This window comes from Streptomyces sp. JHA26 (genome assembly GCF_002005565.1).
Taxonomy (GTDB): domain Bacteria; phylum Actinomycetota; class Actinomycetes; order Streptomycetales; family Streptomycetaceae; genus Streptomyces.
This window is the reverse complement of record NZ_BDJC01000002.1, coordinates 74,187-98,362: the sequence shown is the minus strand read 5'-3', so window position 1 is coordinate 98,362 and position 24,176 is coordinate 74,187. Positions and strand designations below refer to the sequence as shown.

At 73.0% G+C, this 24,176-nt stretch carries 21 protein-coding genes and 1 pseudogene; 12 read left to right on the top strand and 10 right to left on the bottom strand.

Annotated elements, in window-relative coordinates; genetic code table 11:
* Positions 1 to 121: 121 nt before the first annotated feature.
* Both JHAT_RS01775 and JHAT_RS01770 read left to right on the top strand, forming a co-directional pair.
* On the top strand, positions 122 to 1,405 hold the full coding sequence (locus tag JHAT_RS01775; protein WP_077796215.1) for an adenylosuccinate synthase: 1,284 nt from the start codon (positions 122 to 124) through the stop codon (positions 1,403 to 1,405).
* 121 nt (positions 1,406 to 1,526) lie between these two features.
* Positions 1,527 to 1,817: a DUF3303 family protein gene (locus tag JHAT_RS01770; RefSeq protein ID WP_077796214.1), complete on the top strand. Its 291-nt coding sequence runs from the start codon at positions 1,527 to 1,529 to the stop codon at positions 1,815 to 1,817.
* Between the two features lie 3 nt (positions 1,818 to 1,820).
* Here JHAT_RS01770 and JHAT_RS01765 read toward each other — a convergent pair whose 3' ends face one another.
* From JHAT_RS01765 to JHAT_RS01755, 3 genes are all read right to left on the bottom strand, one after another.
* On the bottom strand, positions 1,821 to 2,471 hold the full coding sequence (locus JHAT_RS01765; RefSeq protein WP_077796213.1) for a hypothetical protein: 651 nt from the start codon (positions 2,469 to 2,471) through the stop codon (positions 1,821 to 1,823).
* A 156-nt stretch (positions 2,472 to 2,627) separates the two neighbouring features.
* A complete protein-coding gene (locus JHAT_RS01760) occupies positions 2,628 to 3,323 on the bottom strand; it encodes a GntR family transcriptional regulator (RefSeq protein WP_077796346.1) in 696 nt (231 codons plus the stop codon).
* Positions 3,324 to 3,438: 115 nt separating this feature from the next.
* On the bottom strand, positions 3,439 to 4,794 hold the full coding sequence (locus tag JHAT_RS01755) for an aspartate aminotransferase family protein (RefSeq protein ID WP_077796212.1): 1,356 nt from the start codon (positions 4,792 to 4,794) through the stop codon (positions 3,439 to 3,441).
* A 252-nt stretch (positions 4,795 to 5,046) separates the two neighbouring features.
* On the opposite strand from JHAT_RS01755, the pseudogene JHAT_RS01750 reads away from it, so the two are divergent.
* Positions 5,047 to 7,039, top strand: a pseudogene (locus JHAT_RS01750) (serine/threonine-protein kinase).
* Positions 7,040 to 7,122: 83 nt separating this feature from the next.
* Here JHAT_RS01750 and JHAT_RS01745 read toward each other — a convergent pair.
* Positions 7,123 to 7,875, bottom strand: a complete 753-nt coding sequence (locus JHAT_RS01745) for an SLATT domain-containing protein (protein ID WP_077796211.1) — start codon at positions 7,873 to 7,875, stop codon at positions 7,123 to 7,125.
* A gap of 276 nt (positions 7,876 to 8,151) precedes the next feature.
* Here JHAT_RS01745 and JHAT_RS01740 point away from each other — a divergent pair, with 276 nt between their 5' ends.
* The 8 genes from JHAT_RS01740 (at position 8,152) to JHAT_RS01705 (ending at position 16,041) form a co-directional block, all read left to right on the top strand.
* A complete protein-coding gene (locus JHAT_RS01740) occupies positions 8,152 to 8,493 on the top strand; it encodes a YbaB/EbfC family nucleoid-associated protein (RefSeq protein WP_077796210.1) in 342 nt (113 codons plus the stop codon).
* A gap of 59 nt (positions 8,494 to 8,552) precedes the next feature.
* Positions 8,553 to 9,152 (top strand): recombination mediator RecR, encoded by a 600-nt coding sequence (gene recR, locus JHAT_RS01735; protein WP_030183812.1) that lies wholly within the window; start codon positions 8,553 to 8,555, stop codon positions 9,150 to 9,152.
* The gene (locus tag JHAT_RS01730; protein WP_077796209.1) at positions 9,145 to 9,804 is read left to right on the top strand and encodes a DUF5063 domain-containing protein; all 660 of its coding nucleotides are present in this window, start codon (positions 9,145 to 9,147) and stop codon (positions 9,802 to 9,804) included. Before recR ends, JHAT_RS01730 begins: the two co-directional genes overlap by 8 nt.
* A gap of 354 nt (positions 9,805 to 10,158) precedes the next feature.
* Positions 10,159 to 11,190 carry a hypothetical protein gene (locus tag JHAT_RS34505; RefSeq protein WP_077796208.1) on the top strand — a complete coding sequence of 344 codons (1,032 nt, stop codon included), beginning with the start codon at positions 10,159 to 10,161 and terminating at the stop codon, positions 11,188 to 11,190.
* A 296-nt stretch (positions 11,191 to 11,486) separates the two neighbouring features.
* The gene (locus JHAT_RS01720) at positions 11,487 to 12,764 is read left to right on the top strand and encodes an aspartate kinase (protein ID WP_077796207.1); all 1,278 of its coding nucleotides are present in this window, start codon (positions 11,487 to 11,489) and stop codon (positions 12,762 to 12,764) included.
* A complete protein-coding gene (locus JHAT_RS01715; protein ID WP_077796206.1) occupies positions 12,764 to 13,840 on the top strand; it encodes an aspartate-semialdehyde dehydrogenase in 1,077 nt (358 codons plus the stop codon). Before JHAT_RS01720 ends, JHAT_RS01715 begins: the two co-directional genes overlap by 1 nt.
* A 465-nt stretch (positions 13,841 to 14,305) precedes the next feature.
* The gene (locus tag JHAT_RS01710; protein ID WP_077796344.1) at positions 14,306 to 14,881 is read left to right on the top strand and encodes a SigE family RNA polymerase sigma factor; all 576 of its coding nucleotides are present in this window, start codon (positions 14,306 to 14,308) and stop codon (positions 14,879 to 14,881) included.
* Positions 14,878 to 16,041 carry a hypothetical protein gene (locus tag JHAT_RS01705; protein ID WP_307718340.1) on the top strand — a complete coding sequence of 388 codons (1,164 nt, stop codon included), beginning with the start codon at positions 14,878 to 14,880 and terminating at the stop codon, positions 16,039 to 16,041. Before JHAT_RS01710 ends, JHAT_RS01705 begins: the two co-directional genes overlap by 4 nt.
* 81 nt (positions 16,042 to 16,122) lie before the next feature.
* Here the strand turns inward: JHAT_RS01705 and JHAT_RS01700 are convergent, their stop codons facing one another.
* Entirely contained in the window at positions 16,123 to 16,941 is an 819-nt protein-coding gene (locus tag JHAT_RS01700; protein ID WP_290439795.1) for an SURF1 family protein, read from the bottom strand.
* 120 nt (positions 16,942 to 17,061) lie between these two features.
* Between JHAT_RS01700 and JHAT_RS01695 the strand changes: the two genes are divergently transcribed.
* The gene (locus JHAT_RS01695; RefSeq protein WP_077796202.1) at positions 17,062 to 18,921 is read left to right on the top strand and encodes a prolyl oligopeptidase family serine peptidase; all 1,860 of its coding nucleotides are present in this window, start codon (positions 17,062 to 17,064) and stop codon (positions 18,919 to 18,921) included.
* 199 nt (positions 18,922 to 19,120) lie between these two features.
* Here the strand turns inward: JHAT_RS01695 and JHAT_RS01690 are convergent, their stop codons facing one another.
* The 5 genes from JHAT_RS01690 to argG all read right to left on the bottom strand — a co-directional run bounded on the left by JHAT_RS01690 (position 19,121) and on the right by argG (position 24,046).
* A complete protein-coding gene (locus JHAT_RS01690; RefSeq protein ID WP_077796343.1) occupies positions 19,121 to 21,019 on the bottom strand; it encodes an NAD-binding protein in 1,899 nt (632 codons plus the stop codon).
* 232 nt (positions 21,020 to 21,251) lie between these two features.
* Positions 21,252 to 21,542 (bottom strand): zinc-ribbon domain-containing protein, encoded by a 291-nt coding sequence (locus tag JHAT_RS01685; protein WP_077796200.1) that lies wholly within the window; start codon positions 21,540 to 21,542, stop codon positions 21,252 to 21,254.
* 109 nt (positions 21,543 to 21,651) lie between these two features.
* Positions 21,652 to 21,954, bottom strand: coding sequence for a helix-turn-helix transcriptional regulator (locus tag JHAT_RS01680; protein WP_077796199.1), 303 nt, complete (start codon positions 21,952 to 21,954; stop codon positions 21,652 to 21,654).
* Complete coding sequence (locus tag JHAT_RS01675) at positions 21,954 to 22,451, bottom strand: DUF2975 domain-containing protein (RefSeq protein WP_077796198.1); 498 nt, start codon at positions 22,449 to 22,451, stop codon at positions 21,954 to 21,956. Before JHAT_RS01675 ends, JHAT_RS01680 begins: the two co-directional genes overlap by 1 nt.
* A gap of 149 nt (positions 22,452 to 22,600) precedes the next feature.
* Positions 22,601 to 24,046 carry an argininosuccinate synthase gene (gene argG / locus JHAT_RS01670; protein WP_077796197.1) on the bottom strand — a complete coding sequence of 482 codons (1,446 nt, stop codon included), beginning with the start codon at positions 24,044 to 24,046 and terminating at the stop codon, positions 22,601 to 22,603.
* Positions 24,047 to 24,176 lie beyond the last annotated feature (130 nt).

The following is a 24,176-nucleotide window of genomic DNA, read 5'->3' as shown; positions in this document are numbered from 1 at the left end:
GTCTATTCCGGGGCATCCGGTCCGACGGTTGGCGGCCAACGACGGTCGCGGTGCACGCGGCGGAGACCTCCGCGTACGCCCTCGACCATGGACATGCCCCGCCCGGAAGGGGTGTACGCGCGTGCCCGCACTTGTGCTGCTCGGTGCTCAGTGGGGTGACGAAGGCAAGGGAAAGGCGACGGACCTGCTCGGTGGATCCGTCGACTATGTGGTGCGCTACCAGGGCGGCAACAACGCCGGCCACACGGTAGTCGTGGGCGACCAGAAGTACGCCCTCCACCTGCTCCCTTCCGGAATCCTGTCTCCCGGCTGCACGCCGGTCATCGGTAACGGCGTCGTCGTCGACCCGTCGGTCCTGTTCTCCGAGCTGAATGGGCTGAACGAGCGAGGCGTCGACACGTCCAAGCTCCTGATCAGCGGTAACGCGCACATCATCACGCCGTACAACGTGACCGTCGACAAGGTGACGGAACGCTTCCTCGGCAAGCGCAAGATCGGCACCACCGGACGCGGCATCGGCCCGACCTACGCCGACAAGATCAACCGCGTCGGCATCCGCGTCCAGGACCTGTACGACGAGTCGATCCTCACCCAGAAGGTCGAGGCGGCGCTCGACGTCAAGAACCAGATGCTCACCAAGCTCTACAACCGGCGCGCCATCGCCACCGGCCAGGTCGTCGAGGAGCTGCTGGGCTACGCGGACAAGCTCGCGCCGTACGTCGCCGACACCGTCCTGGTCCTCAACCAGGCCCTCGACGACGACAAGGTGGTCCTCTTCGAGGGCGGCCAGGGCACGCTGCTCGACATCGACCACGGCACGTACCCCTTCGTGACCTCGTCGAACCCGACCGCGGGCGGCGCCTGCACCGGCGCCGGCGTGGGCCCCACGAAGATCAGCCGCGTCATCGGCATCCTCAAGGCGTACACGACCCGCGTCGGCGCCGGCCCGTTCCCGACCGAGCTGTTCGACGAGGACGGCGAGGCGCTGCGCCGCATCGGCGGCGAGCGGGGCGTGACGACCGGCCGCGACCGCCGCTGCGGCTGGTTCGACGCGGTCATCGCCCGCTACGCCACCCGCGTGAACGGCCTGACCGACTTCTTCCTCACCAAGCTCGACGTCCTCACCGGCTGGGAGCAGATCCCGGTCTGCGTGGCGTACGAGATCGACGGCAAGCGCGTCGAGGAGCTGCCGTACTCGCAGTCCGACTTCCACCACGCGAAGCCGGTCTACGAGATGCTGCCGGGCTGGAGCGAGGACATCAGCAAGGCGAAGACCTTCGCCGAGCTGCCGAAGAACGCGCAGGCGTACGTGAAGGCCCTGGAGGAGATGTCCGGCGCCCCGATCTCCGCGATCGGCGTGGGCCCGGGCCGGGACGAGACGATCGAGATCAACTCGTTCCTGTAGGCCACCGAGGACACACCTCGGACCCGCCGTCCTGTGCACCGGCGCCCCGCGCGGGCGCCGGTGCACAGGCATAGCCTGAAGGTGTCCCTCCACGTGCGTCGACCAGAAGAAGGTGAGAGCGATGCGCGTGATGGTCAAGGCGATGCTGGACACGCAGAAGGCGAACGAGGCCCTGCGCAGCGGGAAAATGCCCGCGCTGATGAAGGAGACCGTGGAGCGGCTGCACCCCGAGGCCGCCTACTTCGGGCCGTTCGGCGGCCGGCGGACCTGTCTGTTCGTCCTCGACTTCCAGGACAGCTCGCAGATCGCGGCCACGGCCGACCCCCTCTTCTCGCAGTTCGACGCCGAGGTTGAGATGACCCCGGTGATGACCATGGAGGACCTGGAGAAGGGGCTCTCCCAGGTGCGGTGACGCTCAGCTGAAGACGATCATCGACCCCTGCGCCAGGCTCCGGGTCGCCGCCGCGTGCAGCCCCAGCCACACGTGGCGCTCACGGGCGAAGGGACTGGGATCGTACGGCGCCGCCGCGGCGGGTTCCTCCAGCTCCGTCGGGGCGAGCGGCGTCTGCGGCGGTGCCGGCGGGTTGACCGGGTCGATGCCGAGGGCCGGGGCGACGGCCTCCAACTCCCGCAGGAGGGTGTGCGAGGAGCCCAGGGGGCCGCCGTTCTCCAGGAGTTCGTCGCTCGACAGCGGGTGCGGGAAGTCGACCGGGACGTAGGCGCCCGCGTGGTCGTAGTGCCAGACCAGGTGCGACTGCTGGGCCGTCGCCTCGAACATCTCCAGCAACTGCTCGTAGTCACCGCCGAGTTCGTCCACCGGCGTCACCGGCAGCCCGCACACCTGGAGCAGGTACGCCCGGCGCAGGAAGTGCAGCGCGTCGTAGTCGAAACCGGCGACCGGGGCGACCTCGCCGGACAGGCCCGGCATGTACTGGTACACCGGCACCGGCGGAAGCCCGGCCGCGGCGAGCACCTTGTCGTATTGCGCGAGTTCCTCGGCGAACGGGTTGTCCGGCGTGTGGCACAGGATGTCGACGAGCGGTACCAGCCACAGGTCACAGGCCAAAAGAGGGCTCCTCACGCAGCACGGTGGTCAGGGAAGCGTAGTCGGTGCGCAGCGCGCGGTGCGCGGCGCGTGCAGGTCCCTTACCCATCTGGGGCCGGGCCACGACACGTCGGGCGCCCGTCCTCGGCCGGTCCCCGTCCGCCGCACGCCCCGCGCTCACCCCCCGGTGAGCCGTTCGATCAGGGCGAGGGAGTGGGCGTTGTAGGCGTCGACGAGCGCGCGGGAGGCCCCGACGTCGCGGCGGGTGAGGGCGTCGACCAGTTCGGTGTGCCCGGACCACAGGGCGCCGCGCAGGTCGCTGAGCCCGCTCAGGTGCTGCACCGTGCACACCCAGCTCTGCACGCGCAGCCGGTGCAGGAAGTCGGAGAGGTAGGGGTTGCCGAACAGGAGGGCCAGTTCCCGCCAGTAGCGCAGGTCGTAGCCGATGAGGACGGTGAGGTCGCCGGCCGCGGCGGCGCGCTGGGCCTCCTCGCCGCGCCGCCGCACCCCCGAGAGGGCGGCGGCGAGCCGCTGGCCGTCGGGGAACCGCAGCGCCCGGGTGTCCGCGGCGAGGGCGGTGAACATCCCGTCGGTGACGAGGCTGCGGGCCTCGACGATGCCGCGGAAGTCGGCGACGGAGTACTCGTGCACGCGGAAGCCGCGGTGGTGGTCGGCGTCGAGGAGTCCCTGCGCGGACAGGTCGACCAGCGCCTCGCGCACGGGCGTCGCGGACACCCCGTACTGCTCGGCGATCTCCTTGACGGTGAACTCCTGCCCGGGCCGGAGCCGTCCGGCCAGCACCTCGTCGCGGAGCGCGTCGGCGATCTGGCGCCGCAGGGTGCTGCGCGTCACGGCGCCGTTGGGGCCGGGCATGGTCGGGCGTTCTCCTCGTCGGGTGCGGGTGGCGTGCTCGTCCACCTGGTCGGCGTGTACGAGCACGTCACCTTACGCGCCCGGGGCGTCCCCGGGTCCGGTCGGCCGACGGGGCCTACTCCGTGTACTCGTCCGCCACGGACAGTGCCGCGTCCAGCGCCGCCAGGCCCTCCTTCAGTTCGGCCTCACCGATGTTGCACGGCGGCACCACGTGCGTCCGGTTCATGTTCACGAACGGCCACACGCCGTGGGCCTTGGCGGAGGCGGCGAAGGCGGCCATCGGGGTGTTGTCCCGCCCGGTCGCGTTGTACGGCACCAGCGGCTCCCGGGTCTCCCGGTTCCTCACCAGCTCCAGCGCCCAGAACATGCCGACGCCGCGCACCTCGCCGACGCTCGGGTGCCGCTCGGCCAGCTCCCGCAGCGCGGGCTCGACGACCTCGGCGCCGAGCCGGGCCGCGTGCTCCACGATGCCCTCCTCCGCCATCACCTCGATGGTGGCGACGGCGGCGGCGCAGGCCAGCGGGTGCCCGGAGTAGGTCAGTCCGCCGGGGTAGGGGCGCTCGGCGAACGTCTCGGCGATCCTCGCGGAGATCGCGACGCCGCCCAGCGGGACGTAGCCCGAGTTCACGCCCTTGGCGAAGGTCATCAGGTCGGGCACGACGTCGTACAGGTCGGCCGCGAACCAGGTGCCGGTGCGTCCGAAGCCGGCCATGACCTCGTCGAGGACGAGGACGATGCCGTACTTGTCGCAGATCTCGCGGACCCCGGCCAGGTAGCCGGGCGGCGGCGTCATGATCCCCGCGGTGCCCGGGATCGTCTCCAGGATGACCGCGGCGACCGTGCCGGGCCCCTCGAAGGCGATCGTCGTCTCCAGGTGCTCCAGCGCCCGCGCGCACTCCTGCTCCTCGGTCTCGGCGTAGAAGCGCGAGCGGTACGGGAACGGCGCCCAGAAGTGCACGACCCCGGCCGTGCCGCTGTCGGAGGCCCAGCGGCGCGGGTCGCCGGTGACGTTGACCGCCTGCTGGGTGCCGCCGTGGTACGAGCGGTAGGCGGAGAGCACCTTGGGGCGGCCGGTGTGCAGCCGGGCCATGCGCAGGGCGTGCTCGACGGCGTCGGCGCCGCCGTTGGTGAAGAAGATCTTGTCCAGGTCGCCGGGCGTCCGCTCGGCGATCAGCCGCGCCGCCTCCGAGCGCGCCTCGACGGCGAACGCGGGCGCGAACGTCGTCATCCTCGCGGCCTGCTCCTGGATCGCGGCGACGACCTTGGGGTGCTGGTAGCCGATGTTGGTGAAGACGAGCCCGCTGGCGAGGTCGAGGTAGCGCTTGCCGTCGTAGTCCCAGAAGTACGACCCTTCGGCGCCCGCGACGGCGAGCGGGTCGATGAGCTCCTGCGCGGACCAGGAGTGGAAGACGTGCGCACGGTCCGCGGCCTTCACGGCGGCGCCGGCCTGGGGGTTGGGCTGAGGAGTCATGCGGCCGAGGGTAGATGTCCGCGATGCGGAAGCGGAATCGGCGTCCTGTATGGGGTCGGGGGCTTTCCGCGACAGGTTGTCCACGCGGTGGCCGAGGCCGTCGGGCGCCGGTCCGGGGCGCCGGGCGAACGCGAGGACCCGCCTCTGTCGAGGACCCGCCTCTGTTACGGAACCGTAGGCGACGCAGGGTCACCGGACGTGCGCACCGCACTATCCTCGGAATGTTGCTCACGTGGGGGAAGGCGGCGCACCATGCACAAGCTCGGGGACGGGGACCCGCGGCAGATCGGCGCCTACCGGCTCCTGGGGCGCCTCGGCGCGGGCGGCATGGGACAGGTCTACCTCGCCCGGTCGGACCGGGGACGCACCGTCGCGGTGAAGCTGGTGCGCGAGGAACTGGCCGCGCAGGAGGAGTTCCGCCAGCGGTTCCGCCAGGAGGTCGAGTCCGCGCGCCGGGTCGGCGGGTACTGGACGGCGCCCGTACTGGACGCCGACACCGAGGCCGCCGTGCCGTGGGTCGCCACCGGGTACGTCGCCGGGCCCAGCCTCCAGCAGGTCGTCGGGCAGGACCACGGGGCCCTTCCGGAACGCTCGGTACGGACCCTGGCGGCCGGGCTCGCGCACGCCCTCCAGGACATCCACGCCGCCGGCATCGTGCACCGCGACCTCAAGCCGTCCAACGTCCTCGTCACCATCGACGGCCCCCGCGTCATCGACTTCGGCATCGCGCGGGCCCTGGAGACGGTGACCGACGGCGGGCTCACCCGCACCGGCGCGCTGGTCGGCTCGCCCGGCTTCATGGCGCCCGAGCAGGTGCGCGGCGACCGGATCACGCCCGCCTGCGACGTCTTCTGCCTCGGCTCGGTCCTCGCCTACGCCGCCACCGGCGACCTGCCCTTCGGCACCGCCAACAGCGGGGTGCACGCGCTGATGTTCCGCATCGCGCAGGAGGAACCCGACCTGGAGGACGTGCCCGAGGGCGTCGCCGACCTGGTCCGCGACTGCCTGCAGAAGGACCCGGCGGCCCGCCCCTCCCTCGCCGAGGTGCTGGAGCGCACGGGCGCGCAGGACACCGTCGCCGAGGGTCGCTCCAGGGACCCCTGGCTCCCCGGCGCGCTGGTGGCCCAGCTCGGCCGGCACGCGGTACGGCTGCTGGACACGGAGAACCCGCAGGACGCGGGGGCGCCGGCCGCGCCGGCACCGGGACCGCCGGGCACCGCGGGGTCCGCGATCACGCCCGGCCCCGGCCTCCCGGGCCCCACGAGCACGCCGGCCCCCGACGCCCCGGACGCTCCGGGCACGGCCCCGGAACCGCCCGTTGTCGCGGAACCGCCCGCCGCCGCGGGCCCGCCGCCCCCGCGCCGGCCGGGCAGCGGCGCTCCGCTCAACCACCTCCCCACCCAGATCGCGGGCGCCCAGAACACCCCGGCGCCCCCGCCCGTACCCCCGCCAGCACCCGCAGCAGCCTCCGCAGCAGCCCTCCCTGCCCCCCGCGCACGGCTACGCCCCGGCACCGGACGCCTGGGGCCGGCCGCCCGGAGGGCAGGGGACGCCGCCGTACCACCCGTACGGCGGACTCGGCTCGACCCCGCCCTACGGGCCGGCGCCCGGCTCCACCCCGCCGTACGGCCCTCCGCCGCCCCCCTACGGGCCGCCGCAGGAGCCGGCCCGCCGAGGACGTTCCACGGCGCTGCTGATCGTCGTCGCGCTGGTCGTCGCGCTCGGCGCTGGCGGCTCGGTCTACGCACTGATGAGCGGCGGCAAGGGCGACCGGGCCGACGGCGACCCGACGGCCACCCCGACCACCGGCGCGCCCCGGACCCCGGGCACCGACACGGCCGGCCCGGCACCGGCGCCCGGAACGAGCACCCCGGACGACCCGCCGTCACCGGACGGCACGATCCCGTCCGCGTACCTGGGCACGTGGGCCACGACCATCGACAACGCCTCCGGCGTGCACACCCGACAGCTCACCATCCGGCAGGGCGAGGTCGGCGACACGGTCCTGTCCCTGGTCGCCGAGGGCCCCGCCGGCAACGGCACCTACCACTGCGTCTTCGAGGCCGACCTGTCCACCGCCCCGGGCGCCGGCGGCCCCCTGCGCTTCGGCCCCTCCACGGTGACGACGGGCCCCGCCGCCACCTGCACCCCGGGCGAGCCCACCGAGGTCACCCTGCTCCCCGACGGCTCCCTCACCCGCACCAACACGGCAACGGGGGAGACCCTGACCTACACCCGCCGGTAGGTACCCCGCCGACGCCGGACCGCGCACCCCACCCGCGCTCCGGCCTCGGCGCCGGCCCGCGCGGCCCCCTCACCGCCCGTCGCTCACCGCGGCTCCGGCGGCCGCTGCCGGGGCATGTTCGGCCGGGTCCCGTTCGCCGGCACCGAGAACCGCCCCACCGCTCCCGCCCCCGCCTCGGGCCGCCCCCCGCCGATCCCCGCCGACTGCAGACCGAGCGGCGCCGCCCCGGACCGGAACCCCACCATCCAGTCCGCCGTCTCCACCCGCACCAGCTCCGTCACGTCCTCCGAGAACCGCCGCAGCACCCCCAGGCACCGCTCGGCCGCCTCGCTCGCCGTGCCGTCCGCGGGCCCCAGCACCTCCCGGACACTCTCCGAGGCCCAGTCGAACTGCAGCACCTGCAGCCGCCGCTGCACCGCCTGCGCCGTCGCCACGTCCCGCATCCACCCGGAGGTCACCCCGAAGTACCGGTCCGCCGCCACGCACGCCACCCCGAGCAGCAACGCGAGGTACCCCCAGGGCGCGACCCCGCCCGCGACGCCCGTCATGTCCAGCAGCGGCAGCACCGCCCCGGCGAGCACGCCCGTCGCGGCCCCGGCCCGCAGCAGCCGCGCCCCCCGCCGCTTCCCCACCCGGTCCGCGAGGTACCAGGCCGCCGTCTCCAGCGCGCCCCGCTCCACCCACCGGTACAGCTCGTCCAGCCGCTCGGCGGGCAGCGCCCAGTCGCCGAGCGGAAGCGCCCGCCCGGTCAGATCGCCCGGAGCGCGTCCGGCCGCCCCCTCGCCGCGCGGCCCGTCCTGCGGCAGCCCCTCGGGCTGCATCTCCGGCTGACCCACCCGGCACTCCCTACTGATCACCGTCCGTCAAGACCTCGCGGCGCTCGTAGGACACCCGAGGCCGACGCGCCGGACCCTTCCTACCGCCCAATGGGTGGCGGAGAACCGATTTCGGCCTCTTTTCCGCCCGGAAGTGGGCCTTGATCAGGTATAGGGCGCACCACCGCATCACTCGAAAGAGTGCTGGGGCGGGGGCCGCCCGGACCACGTAGGCTCGTGCCGAACGGGAAAAACCCGCCGCGACGGCGCGGTGACAGTGGCGACAAGGAGCTGAACGTGATCCCCGGTGGTGGCCAGCCCAACATGCAGCAGCTGCTCCAGCAGGCCCAGAAGATGCAGCAGGACCTCGCGAAGGCGCAGGAGGAACTGGCGCGGACGGAGGTCGACGGGCAGGCGGGCGGCGGCCTGGTGAAGGCCACCGTCACGGGCTCCGGCGAGCTGCGCGGCCTCCGGATCGACCCGAAGGCGGTGGACCCGGAGGACACCGAGACCCTCGCCGACCTGATCGTCGCCGCCGTCCAGGCGGCCAACGAGAACGCGCAGAGCCTCCAGCAGCAGAAGCTGGGCCCGCTCGCCCAGGGCCTGGGCGGCAGCGGCATCCCCGGTCTGCCTTTCTAAGACGGGCCGCAGCCCTCTACCGTACGTAGTGCAGGAACCTCAGGAAGGACGGCAGTCCGTTGTACGAAGGCGTGGTCCAGGACCTCATCGACGAACTCGGGCGACTGCCCGGCGTCGGTCCCAAGAGCGCGCAGCGGATCGCCTTCCACATCCTCCAGGCGGAACCGACCGACGTGCGGCGTCTCGCGCAGGCCCTCATGGAGGTGAAGGCCAAGGTCCGCTTCTGCGCGACCTGCGGCAACGTCGCGCAGGAGGAGCAGTGCACCATCTGCCGCGACGCCCGCCGCGATCCTTCCGTCATCTGCGTGGTGGAGGAACCGAAGGACGTCGTCGCCATCGAACGCACCCGCGAGTTCCGCGGGCGCTACCACGTGCTCGGCGGCGCGATCAGCCCGATCGACGGGGTCGGCCCCGACGATCTCCGCATCCGTGAGCTGCTGGCCCGCCTGGCCGACGGCACGGTCACGGAACTGATCCTGGCCACGGACCCGAATCTGGAGGGCGAGGCCACGGCCACGTACCTCGCCCGCATGATCAAGCCCATGGGCCTCAAGGTCACCCGCCTGGCCAGCGGCCTCCCGGTGGGCGGCGACCTGGAATACGCGGACGAGGTGACCCTCGGCCGCGCCTTCGAGGGGAGACGACTCCTAGATGTCTGACGCCACGCTGCACGCGACGCACCAGAACCCGGACGACTTCGCGGTCCAGATCGCCGACCAGATCGAGAGCTTCCTGGTGGCCGTCACCGAGGTGGCGAAGGGCGACGAGCCCGACTCGGCCGTCCCCTTCCTCCTCCTGGAGGTCTCCCAGCTGATGCTGGCCGGCGGCCGCCTGGGCGCCCACGAGGACATCGTCCCCGACGAGCGCTACGAGCCCGACCCGGGTCCCGAGCTGGACGTGGACGAACTCCGCGAGAACCTCGCCCGCCTCCTGGAGCCGATCGACGTCTACTCCGAGGTCTTCGACCCCTACGAGCCGCGCAGGGCCTCGGTCCCGGCCCGTCTCTCGGACGACCTCACCGACGTCATCACCGACCTCCGCCACGGCATGGCCCACTACAAGGCGGGCCGCACCACGGAGGCGCTGTGGTGGTGGCAGTTCTCCTACTTCTCCAACTGGGGTTCCACGGCCTCGGCGACCCTGCGCGCCCTGCAGTCGGTCGTCGCCCACGTCCGCCTGAACCAGCCCCTGGAGGAACTGGACGGCCTCGACACCGACCAGGACCCCGGCGACGACGCCCTGGAGCGCGAGGCGGGCCGCGTCATGGTCGAGGAGATCGCGGGCCCCCTGGGCCTGCGCCAGCTCAAGTAAGGGCCCCGAACTCCGCGTCTCCGCCACCATCTGATCGGCCTTCGTCGCCGCAGTTCGGCCCGGAGCTCGAGCCCCGGGATCCGAGCTCTTCCCTTGGTTTTCCGGTTTGGTTGACATACCCAACCAACCAGGTCTGCACGTGAGTTGAGCAGGCGTAACTCGTAAGGGTGACGTTCCGTGATCGGCTTGCGTCGCTGTGTCACGCCGTCCTAGGTTCGCGGCACACGACCAGCACATATGTCGGCCCCGGCGGTGCAGCCAACACCAATTCCGGGGCCTGACCGACACATCGAGGAAGAGTCGATGGTGGCTTGCGCCAACACTAGTCCCGCCCTGCCCTCCCCGTCCCACCCCATGGCCAATCCGGGGTACGGGAAGCGCCCCGTAGGTGACGAAGACCCGCACGCGGACCCGGACTTCGCACACCTGCCCCCACGCGAGGCCGAGATCGCCGTCTTCGTCGACCACCTCGACGACGGCCACGCGATGGGCCACAAGGTGCTCGCGGCGCAGCACCCCCGTTACGGCCAGCAGGCGATGCGGACGTCGCTCAACCGCCTCGCCCAAGCCGGCCACCTGCGCTGGATCAGGGAGCACATCACCGTCGAGGACAACACCAAGCGGTGGGTCACGCGGACGTACTGGTCGCGTACGTGCAGGTCGGAGGCCTGGTGGGAGGAGTTCGCGCGGAAGCGCAACGGCCGGATCGTGTCCGGTGACCTCCGCCCCGGCCTGGCCCGCACCGACGAGCCGGAGCTGCCCGAGCCGGAGCTGCCCGAGCCGGAGCTGCCCGAGCCGGAGGCCGACCCTCAGGCCGGTCCGCAGGGCGATCCGCGGGCCGAGTCCGGCCTGGAGGCCTCCGCCTCGTACCTCGCCCTCGCCGGGATCCGCGACGCGGACCCGCGCATGTCCCTGTCCGCATCCGACTGCCGGTCCCTCGCCTCCCTGGCGGAGGAGTGGCTGGCGCGCGGCGCGACGCCCCGGGACATCACCCGTGCGGTGACCGAGGGCCTGCCCGCGACCGTGGACAACCCGGGCGGATTCGCCCGCAACCGACTGGAGAACAAGATGCCCCCGAAGAAGGCGAAGATCCGCCAGAAGGCCGCCCCGCGCCGGGCCCGCGTGACCCGCGCGGTCATCTGCTGCATGTCCTGCGACGCGGACGAGCGGACGACGAGGATCGTGGGCGGCATGTGCCCCGACTGCCTCGCCGAGTTCGAGGCGGCCGAGGCCGCCGAGGCGGCCGGAGAGCTGGACGCCGGGTACGTGCCGGACACGTTCCTGGCCGTCCCCGACGCCGTGTACGAGGTCGTGGACGTCGCCCGTCGCGCGGCGGAGGTCCGCGAGGCGGGCGGCCTGCGCCCGAGGGCCGGGAGGGCGTTGTGAGCGTGCGGGAGACGCCGGTCGGGGCACCATGGTGCCGAGGAGGCGACGCCATGACCCCCGGGACCGAGCCCCTCGAGGCGAAGAGCCGACGGGCTGAGTCGCCCCCGTTTGTGAACGTGTGACTCGGAGCACTTTCCCGAGTGGCCCGTCTCCCGTTGGGCATGAGCCTGCCTGGACGGGCCCTGAGATCTCACCATGCGGTACCGCAGGGGGGAATTTCGGACGCTCGATAGAATGAGCCGACCGCAGTACAGGTACGTACGTGCGGAAAATGACGGATTGAGCGAGGAGCGCACGTGGGCCTTGTCGTGCAGAAGTACGGAGGCTCCTCCGTAGCCGATGCCGAGGGCATCAAGCGCGTCGCCAAGCGGATCGTGGAAGCGAAGCAGAACGGCAACCAGGTGGTCGCCGTCGTTTCCGCGATGGGCGACACGACGGACGAGCTGATCGATCTCGCCGAGCAGGTCTCCCCGATGCCTGCCGGGCGCGAGCTCGACATGCTGCTGACCGCCGGAGAGCGTATCTCCATGGCCCTGCTGGCCATGGCGATCAAGAACCTGGGCCACGAGGCGCAGTCGTTCACCGGAAGCCAGGCAGGTGTCATCACCGACTCGGTCCACAACAAAGCCCGGATCATCGACGTGACGCCGGGCCGCATCCGCACCTCGGTGGACGAAGGCAACATCGCCATCGTGGCCGGTTTCCAGGGCGTCAGCCAGGACAGCAAGGACATCACCACGCTGGGCCGCGGCGGTTCCGACACCACGGCCGTCGCCCTCGCCGCCGCGCTGGACGCGGACGTCTGCGAGATCTACACCGACGTCGACGGCGTGTTCACCGCCGACCCGCGCGTGGTGAAGAAGGCGAAGAAGATCGACTGGATCTCCTTCGAGGACATGCTGGAGCTCGCGGCCTCCGGTTCCAAGGTGCTCCTCCACCGCTGCGTGGAGTACGCCCGCCGGTACGACATCCCGATCCACGTGCGGTCCAGCTTCAGCGGACTGCAGGGCACGTGGGTCAGCAGCGAGCCGATCAAGCAAGGGGAAAAGCAGGTGGAGCAGGCCCTCATCTCCGGAGTCGCGCACGACACCTCGGAGGCCAAGATCACGGTCGTCGGCGTGCCGGACAAGCCGGGCGAGGCCGCCGCGATCTTCCGGACGATCGCCGACGCCCAGGTCAACATCGACATGGTCGTGCAGAACGTGTCCGCCGCCTCCACGGGCCTGACGGACATCTCCTTCACCCTGCCGAAGTCCGAGGGCCGCAAGGCCATCGACGCGCTGGAGAAGAGCCGCTCCGGCATCGGCTTCGACTCGCTGCGCTACGACGACCAGATCGGGAAGATCTCGCTGGTGGGCGCCGGGATGAAGACCAACCCCGGAGTCACCGCCGACTTCTTCACCGCGCTGTCCGACGCGGGCGTGAACATCGAGCTGATCTCGACCTCCGAGATCCGCATCTCGGTCGTCACCCGCAAGGACGACGTGAACGAGGCCGTGCGCGCCGTGCACACCGCCTTCGGGCTGGACTCCGACAGCGACGAGGCCGTCGTCTACGGGGGCACCGGGCGCTGATGTCCGATTTCCCGGGCGCCGGGCGCACCGGACGGCCGACCCTGGCCGTCGTCGGCGCGACCGGCGCCGTCGGTTCGGTGATGCTCCAGATCCTGTCCCAGCACGCGGACATCTGGGGTGACATCCGTCTGATCGCCTCGCCCCGCTCGGCCGGCCGCAAGCTGACCGTGCGCGGTGAGGAGGTCGAGGTGGTGGCGCTCGCCGAGGAGGTCTTCGACGGGGTCGACGTCGCCATGTTCGACGTGCCCGACGAGGTCTCCGCGCAGTGGGCGCCCGTCGCCGCCGCCAAGGGCGTGGTGGTGGTCGACAACTCGGGCGCGTTCCGGATGGACCCGGACGTGCCGCTCGTCGTGCCCGAGGTCAACCCGCACGCGGTGCGGATGCGGCCGCGCGGCATCGTCGCCAACCCGAACTGCACGACGCTGTCCATGATCGTGGCGCTGGGCGCGCTGCACGCCGAGTTCGGGCTGCGCGAGCTGGTCGTCTCCTCGTACCAGGCGGTGAGCGGGGCCGGGCGGGACGGTGTGGACACGCTGCGCCGGCAGCTGTCGCTGGTGGCCGGCACCGAGCTGGGGACCCACCCCGGTGACCTGCGGCGGGCCGTCGGCGACGACACCGGGCCCTTCCCGGAGCCGGTCGCGCTGAACGTCGTGCCGTGGGCCGGATCGCTGCGCGAGGACGGCTGGTCGTCGGAGGAGATGAAGGTGCGGGACGAGTCCCGCAAGATCCTCGGACTGCCGCGGCTGCCCGTGGCGGTGACGTGCGTGCGGGTCCCCGTGGTCACCACGCACTCCCTGACCGTGCACGCCCGCTTCGAGGACGAGGTCACCGTCGACAGGGCGCGGGAGATCCTGGCCACCGCGCCCGGCGTCGTCCTCTTCGACGATCCGGCCGCCGGTGAGTTCCCCACCCCCGCCGACGTGGTCGGCACCGACCCGACCTGGGTCGGCCGGGTGCGGCGGGCCCTGGACGACCCGACGGCGCTCGAACTCTTCGTGTGCGGCGACAACCTGCGCAAGGGCGCCGCGTTGAACACCGCGCAGATCGCGGAGCTGGTGGCGGCCGAGCTCGGCTGACCGGGGCGGGTCGGGAGACCCGGTCGCCGCGGGCTTCGTTTGTATGATCCGTGGGCGAGATGTGATCGGGAAGTGGACCCGGGGCACTTGTCCCCGGTACCCGCGGCATCAGAGGATTTGTTCCCCGCCCTCCGCAACCGCGCGAAGGGCGGGGGCGTCTTTGCGGTCATCCACGCGGGGCGCGGGGCGCGTGGGCCGGCGCGGGGGCGCCGAGAGCGGGCGTGGAGACGCCCGTTCGCATGGGACATAGGGGAAGAGCGGGACGATGAGGGCCTATGACGCACCGTCAGTCGAGTGCCTGCCCGGCAGACGCGGGAACGTGACGCCCGGCACGTACAACCCTCGTCGGGACGGGCGTGTCCAACTGGCGTGGCAGAGGTACTCGAATTCACCGCAGCGCGCGGTCCCGCCGTGCGGGCTCCCGTCCGTCCGGCCCGTCCCCGTGCGGCCGGCGCGGCCGGTGGCATGCCGGTGATCGCGCCGATGCCCGCAGCGCGGCCGGCCCGCATCTCGAACCAGCGTGACGGCGCCGAGGACGTCGTGGCGACGGGCACCACCGTCGACCACCTCACCGAGACCTACCGCGCCCACTACCGGTCGCTGCTCGGTCTCGCCGCCCTCCTCCTCGACGACACCGCCTCCTGCGAGGACGTCGTCCAGGAGGCCTTCATCCGCGTCCACTCGGCACGCAAACGCGTGCGCGACCCCCAGAAGACGCTGGCCTACCTGCGGCAGACCGTCGTCAACCTCTCGCGCTCGGCACTGCGCCGCCGCATCCTCGGCCTCAAGCTGCTCTCCAAGCCCATGCCGGACATGGCGAGCGCGGAGGAGGGCGCCTACGACCAGCTGGAGCGCGACTCCCTGATCAAGGCGATGAAGGGACTGCAGCGCCGCCAGCGCGAGGTCCTGGTCCTGCGCTACTTCGCCGACATGACCGAGGCGCAGGTCGCCGAGACGCTCGGCATATCGCTGGGCTCGGTGAAGGCGTACGGTTCACGCGGCATCGCGGCGCTCAGGGTGGCCATGGAGGCACCGGCATGAGCGACGGCAACGAGGCACGGCGTGACGCCCCCGGGGGTCACGGGCCGGCCGAGCCGACCGGGCAGGAACCGAAGCAGACGCACACGGGAAACGGAACAGTGAACGACGGCCCCGCCGACAAGGGCCCCGACACCCAGGGGCCCACCGGGCTCACCCCCGACGAACTGGTGCTGCGCGGGATGCTGCACGGCGCCGTACGGGACGTGGAGCCGAGCGACGGCGCCCTGGAGCACCTCCGTCGGGCGGTACCGGCCCGGCGGGCCCGCAAGCGCCAGGCGGTCGTCGGCGTGGCCGCCGCCGTCCTGTTCATCGGCACGGCGGTCCCCGCCCTCGTCCACGTGACCAACGCCGCCGGCCCCGGCGTCGACCCGTCCGTGGCCGGCAACGCCTCGCAGGCGCAGGGCGGCACCAGCCAGGGCAAGGACCCGGCCGGCGGCCAGAGCGGTGTCGCCGGCTCCTCCGGGCGGACCGAGGGCGAGGAGAAGTCCGGTCCGACGCGGAAGCCGAAGGACCAGGAGGAGACCGGCTCCGCCACGGGATCGGCCACCGGCGCCGGGCCCTCCGCCAGCAGCGCCGCCGGCCTCCCGCCGTGCACGGCGCGGCAGCTCGGTCCGGCCGTCGCGAGCAGCGCCGAACCCGACTCCGCGGGCGCCGTCTACGGCTCCTTCCGCGTCACCAACGTCTCCTCGGACGGTTGTACCGTCACCGCTCCCGGCAGCGTGACCGTCACCCCGCAGGGCGCGGCGGACCCGGCCAGGATCGGCACGGCACGGCACGCGGCGGGCGACGCGGCGACCGCGCTGCCCGACCCGTCGCTGGAGTCCGCCGCGCCGACGCTGGCGTCCGGTGCCTCCTACGAGGTGCGGTTCGCGTGGGTGCCCTCGGAGACCTGCCCGACCACCGGCGGCGGCACCACGGGGGGCGGCACCGGCGAGCCCACGCCCGATCCGTCACCCACCGGGGAACCGGTCGCCTCCCCCGGCACCTCCACGGGCGGTGACACCGGCACCACCACGCAGCTGGTCACCGAGGAGGGCCCGGCCGACGGGAGCGTGACGGTGACGTACGCCCCCGAGGGGGGCTCGGGTCCGGCCGCGGTCACGGTGCCCGACGCGTGCGCGGGGACCGTGTACTGGACGGGCGTGCTGGTCGGGACGTGACCGGCGCCCGGGCGGCGCCGGGCCCGTCCGGGCTCGGACGCCGGTCGGGCGGGGCTCAGATGTCGGGCGGTCGGGCGGGGCTCAGACGCCGGTCGGGCTGGGGCGGGCCTCCTGCCCGGTGCCGGCGGCGGCCTCGTCCCCGTCCGGGGCCAGGCCCAGTTCCGCGTCCCGGGCGAGCTCCGTCTCCCGGCGCAGCAGCCGGAACCACATGAAGACGACGAAGCCCACGAAGGCGAACCACTCGGCGGTGTAGCCGAGGTTCTGGAAGGCCTTCAGGTCCAGGCCGGAGTTCTGCGGCGCGCTCACCGGCACGGCCCGCATCCCGGAGTCGCCCCGGTTGAGCGTGACCCACGCGTCGTACACGTCGTACGGCACGAGGTTCACCAGCGTCGCCGCGCCGATGGCGCCGGTCTGGCCCTCAGGCCACCCGGAGCGGGAGCTGACGCCGTTGTCGCCGGGCGTCTCGGGCGCCTGGAGCGCACCGGTGACGGTGACCTCGCCGGTGGGCGGGGCCGGGGCCTTCGCCGGGTCGGGGTCGCCGGGCAGCCAGCCCCGCACGACGGGCAGCGCCCGGCCGGTGTCGGTGCGCAGCAGCGTGAGGACGTAGTAGCCCTGCCGGTCGTCGAGCGTCCGGTCCGGCACGAGCAGCTGCTCGCCGTACCGGCCGCTCGCGGTGGTCTGCTTGCCGACCGTGGCCTTGTCGACGGGCAGCAGCTCGGCCAGCGGGCGGGCCGGCTCGTGCCGGGCCGACTCCGCCTGGGTGGTGGCGCTGTTGTGGTCCTGCACCCGGTCCTGGAACCGGCCCAGCTGCCACGACCCCATGAAGACGCAGAAGGGGATGGCGAGCACGACGAAGACGTTGATTCCCCACCAGCGGGGGGTCAGCAGAAACCGGTACACGCCCTCCACGGTACGGGGCGCGCGCCGGTGACCGGTCCGCGGGGCTGTGGACGGACGAAGTTTTCCACAGGCTGGGGATCCGGTCCGCGCGTCGTCGGCGCGGCGGGGCAGTATGGGGCCATGACTGAGAGCAACGGGTCCGTGTCACCGGATCAGCAGGACACGCGGGGCGTACGGGACGGCGTGCGGGGAGCGGACGAGGAGATGCCGGACTGGGAGAAGCGGTTCCGGGCGCCGCGCGTCTCGCTGCCCGACTGGGCCGAGGACGCGCCGGACCGCTCCCTGTTCGTGTCGAACGCGACGGGGACGTACGAGCTGTACGCCTGGGACCGCTCGACCGGTGAGCAGCGGCAGGTCACGGACCGGCCCAACGGCACGACGGACGGTGTGCTCTCCCCGGACGGCGCGTGGATCTGGTGGTTCGACGACAAGGACGGCGACGAGTTCGGCGTCTGGCGCCGCCAGCCCTTCGCGGGCGGCGAGGACGAGCTCGCGGTGCCGGGCCTCGACCCCTCCTACCCGGCGGGCCTCGCCCTCGGCCGGGACGGGCGGACGGCGGTGATCGGCCGCTCGACCGACGAGGACGGCACGACGATCCACCTGGCGCGCGCGGGCGCCGCCCCGGTGGAGATCTACCGCCACCGCGAGTCGGCGGGCGTCGGCGACCTCTCCCACGACGGCACGCTGATCGCGATCGAGCACACCGAGCACGGCGACGCGATGCACTCGGCGCTGCGCGTCCTGCGCCCCGACGGCACGACGGTCGCCGAGCTCGACGACACCGAGGGCGGCGAGAAGGAGCTGGGCCTGGAGGTGCTGGGCTTCGCCCCCGTCGACGGCGACACCCGGCTGCTCATCGGGCACCAGCGCCGGGGCCGCTGGGAGCCCCTGGTGTGGGACGTGGCGACGGGCGAGCAGACGGACCTCGCCCTGGAGCTGCCCGGCGACGTGAGCGCCGAGTGGTACCCGGACGGCAGCGGCCTGCTGATCGTGCACGGCTTCGAGGCCCGCAGCGAACTGTTCCGCTACGACTTCGCCGCGCGCGAGCTGGTGGAGATCGGGACGCCCGCGGGCACGGTCTCCGGGGCGACGGCCCGCCCCGACGGCACCGTGGAGTACCTGTGGTCCTCGGCCGCCGAGCCGTCGGCCGTCCGTTCCACCGGCGGGCGGGTCGTCCTCGACCCGCCCGGCATGAAGTCGCCCCGCTCGGTCCCGGTGGAGGACGTGTGGGTGGAGGGCCCGGGAGGCCGCATCCACGCCCTGGTCCAGAAGCCGGCGGGCGCGAGCGGGCCGCTGCCGACCGTCTTCGACATCCACGGCGGACCGACCTGGCACGACAGCGACTCCTTCGCCGCGGGCCCGGCCGCCTGGGTCGACCACGGGTACGCGGTGGTCCGCGTCAACTACCGCGGCTCCACCGGGTACGGGCGGGCCTGGACCGACGCCCTCAAGCACCGGGTCGGCCTCATCGAGCTGGAGGACATCGCGGCGGTGCGCGAGTGGGCGGTCGCCTCCGGGCTCGCCGACCCGGCCCGCCTGGTCCTCACCGGCGGCTCCTGGGGCGGCTACCTCACCCTCCTCGGCCTCGGCACCCAGCCCGAGGCGTGGGCCCTCGGCATCGCCGCCGTCCCGGTCGCCGACTACGTCACCGCGTACCACGACGAGATGGAGGCGCTGAAGGCCCTCGACCGCACGCTGCTCGGCGGCACCCCCGAGGAGGTCCCCGACCGCTTCGAGGCCTCCTCGCCCCTGACCTACGTCGACCGGGTCAAGGCCCCGGTGCACATCTCGGCGGGGGTCAACGACCCGCGCTGCCCGATCCGCCAGATCGAGAACTACGTCGAGCGCCTGGAGGCGAGGGGCGCGGTCCACGAGGTCTACCGCTACGACGCGGGCCACGGCTCCCTGGTGGTCGACGAACGCATCAAGCAGGTCCGCCTGGAACTGGACTTCGCAGCGAGGCACCTGCCGCAGGGGTAGTCCCCGGCGTCCCGGCGACCCGGGCCGGGCGGTGGGCCGGTTTTCCGGCTGCTCGGGTCGGCCTGTGGGTCGGTTCCCCGGCTGCCCGGGTCGCGGCCTGCGGGTCCGCTTCTCGGCCGACCGAGTCGGGTGGTGGGTGGGCATGGGCCGGGGGTCCAGGGGGCCGGTCCCCTGGCGGGGTCGCAGAGGGGCGGCGCCCCTATGACCCCGCCCCCTGCCGCGCCCGCCGCCCCAGCAGCTCGGCCAGCCCCCGCCGCGTCGCCGCCAGCACCACCCGGTCCTCGCCCCGCAGGACGTACGTGTCGGGCAGCTCCCACACCAACCGCGCCCCCCGAGCCCCTTCCGCACCGGCACCGGCGCCGCCGCCGGCACCCGCACCCACCCCGTCGGAGACCTCCCGCGCCAGCACCCGCCACGCCCCCGCCCGGAACGCCTCCCCGACCGTCTTCCCCTCCAGCTGCGGATGCCCCGCCACCCGCACCGCCGCGAACAGCAGCACCTGCCGCTCGACGGGGATCGCCCCCAGGATCTGGCGGCCCGTCATCGCCCCCGCGAACGCGGGCGCGGACAGGTGCGTCACGCTGCGGCTCCGGGTGAGGGCACGAGGATGCGCGGAGCGCAGGGTGCGGTACACGGCGGTCGCGAAGTCGTCGTCGTACAGGCGCAGCACCACGCGCAGGTCGGGCCGCACGGACCGGCCGTACAGCACCGCCTCCAGGTTCGTGGTGTCCACGCTGGTCAGCGCGAGCAGGGAGTGCGCGCGGTGGATCTTGGCCGCCTCCAGGACGCCCTCCTGCGTGACGTCCCCGAGCACCACCGGCACCCGCAGCCGCCGTGCGGTCGCCATGCCGCGTGCCTCGGGATCGCCCTCGACGCACACCACGGGGATGTCCATCTCCCGCAGCCGGGTCAGCACCCGCGTGCCGATCTTGCCGAGACCGAGCAGGACGACGTGCCCACCGAGCCCGCGCGGCGGCTTGCGCAGCGAGGAGGCGGTGCGGAAGGTCCCCAGGGCCTCCAGGACGGCCGCCAGCAGCACCGGCAGCAGCAGCAGTCCGACGAAGCCGGACAGCAGTTGCAGCACCTGGCGCCCGGAGTCCTCGTTGTGCGCGGGCTCGTTGATGGCGAACAGGTCGAGCAGCGTCACGTACGTCGCGTGCAGGGGATGGTCGCCGGTGACCACCATGAGCGCCACGGCGAGCGCGACCACGCAGGCCGCCAGGCCGGCCAGGGACCACCGCAGCCGCCGCGAGAACAGCGAGGCGAACGGCGGCACCCCGGCCCGCCCGGCGGGCAGGGACGGGCCCGAGTACGACACCTGCTCCAGGACGACGGTGCCGCGGCCGGTGGCCGCCCGGACCGCCGCGGCGTCGGGCAGCAGCTGCGGCCCCTGCTCGCCGCTGCCCTCCGAACCGTCCGTACCGGCGGGGTCGTTGCTCGTCGCGGACAGCAGGGCCAGCGTGCACAGCCCGGGGTCGGCGACCTCGCCGGGACGGGGCGGTTGCCGTTCCACCGCGCGCAGCAGCAGCCCGTCCGTCTGGACGACCTTGCTGGTGCCGACGAGCGCGGTCGCCGCGAGGGCGGGCGCCGCCGTGTCGGCGTCGGAGAGCACGGTCGTGGAGGCCTCGGCGCCGTCCGGCCCGGTGGGGCGCCCGCCACCGGCCGCGAGCGCGGCGCTCTGGTCGAGGAGCGCCTCGATGTGCTGGCCGAGCCGCCGGTTGTACAGGCGCAGCACCAGTCGCAGCCGCGGGTTGAGCCGGCGGGCGGTCAGGGCGGCGCGGATGTTGGTCTCGTCGTCGTCGTAGACGAGGGCGAGTGCGGCGGCCCGGTCCACGCCGGCCTCGGCGAGCACGTCCTCGGTCGCCTCGGCGGCCTCCAGTTCCCGCCCGGAGCCTCCCGCGTCGCCGTTGCCCGTCCGGTTGACGGCCGCGTTGAAGCGGTCCAGCAGCGCCGCCGAGGCCGCGCGGGCCCGGCCCACCACCGGCTGGCGCACCCGGCGCCCGGAGGGCGGGACGACCAGCGTGACCTGTTCGCCGTAGACCCCGCGCAGTTCGGCCGCCAGCCGGTGCGCCAGCCCGTCGTCGCCGCACACCACCATGTGCGCGGACGCGTCGCCGGGCGCGCCGCCCGGCGGAACCTGGTTCGGAACGCTCACCACACCGCAGGAGACTCCCCGAGCGGTCCGGCCGGTTCCAGGGCGCGGGGGCGGCGTCGAGGACGCGTGAGGACTGCCGGTCCCGGCGGTGACCGGACGTCACCTCCCGGGTGACGGTGCGTCTCACCGAGACGTGGCGACGGGCGGGAGCCTAGGGCCTGTTGCGAAAGTGGCCCTAGGACCGGTACGGCTGCTGCTGCGGCTGTCCGTACGCCGGTCCGCCCTGGCCGGCCGCGGCCTGGGCCTGGAGCTGCTCGGCCTGCTCCTTGGTCACCTGCTGCTCGGCGCCGCAGAAGGTGCACTGGAGCGCGTACTTGGTGGAGAAGGGGAAGAGCGGCACGAAGAACAGGGTGAACTTGACGACGCGCTTCCTGAGCGTGTGCGCGGAGGGGGTGCCGCAGGAGTGGCAGACCAGCGTCAGTATCGCGAGCTGGTAGAGGTATCCCTTGGTGCCGAAGATGATCACGGGTCGGGTCCTTCCCGGACGGGTGCCTGTGGACAAGGAGGATCTTCTCCCAGAGTGCGCCCGGACGGCTGCCGCCGACCACCCGGAACCGCCCCGCCCGCGTGCGGCGTCACCCGCCCCCGGCGGCCCCGGCGGCCCCAGTGCCCGCGGCGGCCCCGGTGCCCGCGGCGGCCCCGGTGCCCGCGGCGTCCGCGCCGCTCGTGGCGTCCCCGGCCTCCCAGCGGAGCAGGTCCCCGGGCTGGCAGTCGAGCGCCTCGCAGAGCGCGGCGAGCGTCGCGAAGCGTACGGCCTTGGCGCGGCCGTTCTTGAGGACCGCCAGGTTGGCGGGGGTGATGCCGACGCGCTCCGCGAGCTCGCCCACCGACATCTTGCGCCTGGCCAGCATCACGTCGATGTCGACCACGATCGGCATCAGATCACCTCGGCCAGCTCGGCCCGCATCCGCGACGCCTCGACGTCGCGGGCGACGGCCTGGGCGAGGAGCATCCGCAGGACGAGCACGATCAGCGCGACACCCAGGACCGCGACGGCGATCCCGCCCAGCAGCAGGACGACGCCCGGGGCGACGGCCTCGCCCGGTGCCAGGACGGTCCCGAGCGCGAACACCAGGAGCGCGGCCGCCACGAAGGCACCGATCACGATGTGCACGTAGCGGAAGGCGCCGGGGGAGAACACCGTCCCGCGTCGCACCATCGTCACCAGCCGCCACACGCAGACCATGACGACCTGGGCGGTGACGACACCCAGGACGACGATCACGAGCACGGGGGTCCGCGCGGCCACCAGGTCCGGGTCCGCGCCCCGGAGGTCCTCGGCCAGCAGCGGCACCATCACGGCCTGGACGAACACCGAACCGGCGAGCAGTACTCCGATCACGGCGCGCAGCGCGAGCACGGTCAGCTGTCCCATCACCCCTCCTTCGATCGAGCAACGATGGAAAGTTATCGAAATTCGATAGGTGGGGCAAGGTGGCGGACAATGACGAGGGGGCCGGTGCGACGCCTCGGCGTCGCACCGGCCCCCTCGGCCGCGGATCGGTCGAACCAGGTCGGTCCGGATCAGTCCGTGCCGGACTCCATCGCGGCGCGGTCCAGCATCTCGTCCTCGCCGGAGACCTCGCCGCGGGAGGCGATGGCCTCGGCGCCGCCCTCGGGCATGGCGCCGATCAGTCCGGTCGCGGCGGCCTGCGCGGCACCGATGGCGGGGCTGCCGGTGCCGATGAGGCCGAGGCCGGCGTACTGCTCCAGCTTGGCGCGCGAGTCGGCGATGTCGAGGTTGCGCATGGTGAGCTGGCCGATCCGGTCCACCGGGCCGAACGCGGAGTCCTCGGTGCGCTCCATCGACAGCTTGTCCGGGTGGTAGCTGAACGCCGGGCCCGTGGTGTCGAGGATCGAGTAGTCCTCACCGCGCCGCAGCCGCAGCGTGACCTCGCCGGTGACGGCCGAGCCGACCCAGCGCTGCAGCGACTCGCGGATCATCAGCGCCTGCGGGTCCAGCCAGCGGCCCTCGTACATCAGCCGGCCGAGCCGTCGGCCCTCGACGTGGTACTGGGCGAGGGTGTCCTCGTTGTGGATCGCGTTGACCAGCCGCTCGTACGCGGCGTGCAGCAGGGCCATGCCCGGCGCCTCGTAGATGCCGCGGCTCTTGGCCTCGATGATCCGGTTCTCGATCTGGTCGGACATGCCGAGGCCGTGGCGGCCGCCGATGGCGTTGGCCTCCATCACCAGGTCGACGGGGGAGGCGAACTCCTTGCCGTTGATCGTCACCGGGCGGCCCTGGTCGAAGCCGATGGTCACGTCCTCGGCGGCGATCTCGACCGACGGGTCCCAGAACCGCACGCCCATGATGGGCTCCACGGTCTCCACGCCGGTGTCGAGGTGCTCCAGGGTCTTGGCCTCGTGCGTGGCGCCCCAGATGTTGGCGTCGGTGGAGTACGCCTTCTCCGCGCTGTCGCGGTAGGGCAGGCCGTGCGCGACCAGCCACTCCGACATCTCCTTGCGGCCGCCCAGTTCGGTCACGAAGTCCGCGTCCAGCCAGGGCTTGTAGATCCGCAGGTGCGGGTTGGCGAGCAGGCCGTAGCGGTAGAACCGCTCGATGTCGTTGCCCTTGAACGTCGAGCCGTCGCCCCAGATCTGGACGTCGTCCTCGAGCATGGCGCGCACCAGCAGCGTGCCGGTGACGGCGCGGCCGAGCGGCGTGGTGTTGAAGTACGCCCGTCCGCCCGAGCGGATGTGGAACGCGCCGCAGGTCAGCGCGGCCAGCCCCTCCTCGACCAGTGCCGCACGGCAGTCGACCAGGCGCGCGATCTCGGCACCGTAGGTCTTCGCACGGCCGGGCACCGAGGCGATGTCGGGCTCGTCGTACTGGCCGATGTCGGCGGTGTAGGTGCACGGCACGGCGCCCTTGTCGCGCATCCACGCGACCGCGACGGAGGTGTCGAGGCCGCCGGAGAAGGCGATACCGACGCGCTCACCGGTGGGCAGGGAGGTGAGGACTTTGGACATGGAAAAAGTATGCATCACGTCGCATGGTCATGCAAGCCGTCTCCGTGTCCCCCGCGCAGGGGGGAGCGGTGAGCGCCCGGATCCCGGTGACGGAGGGCGACGAGAAGCAGTCCCGGCCGAACCGCGCCAC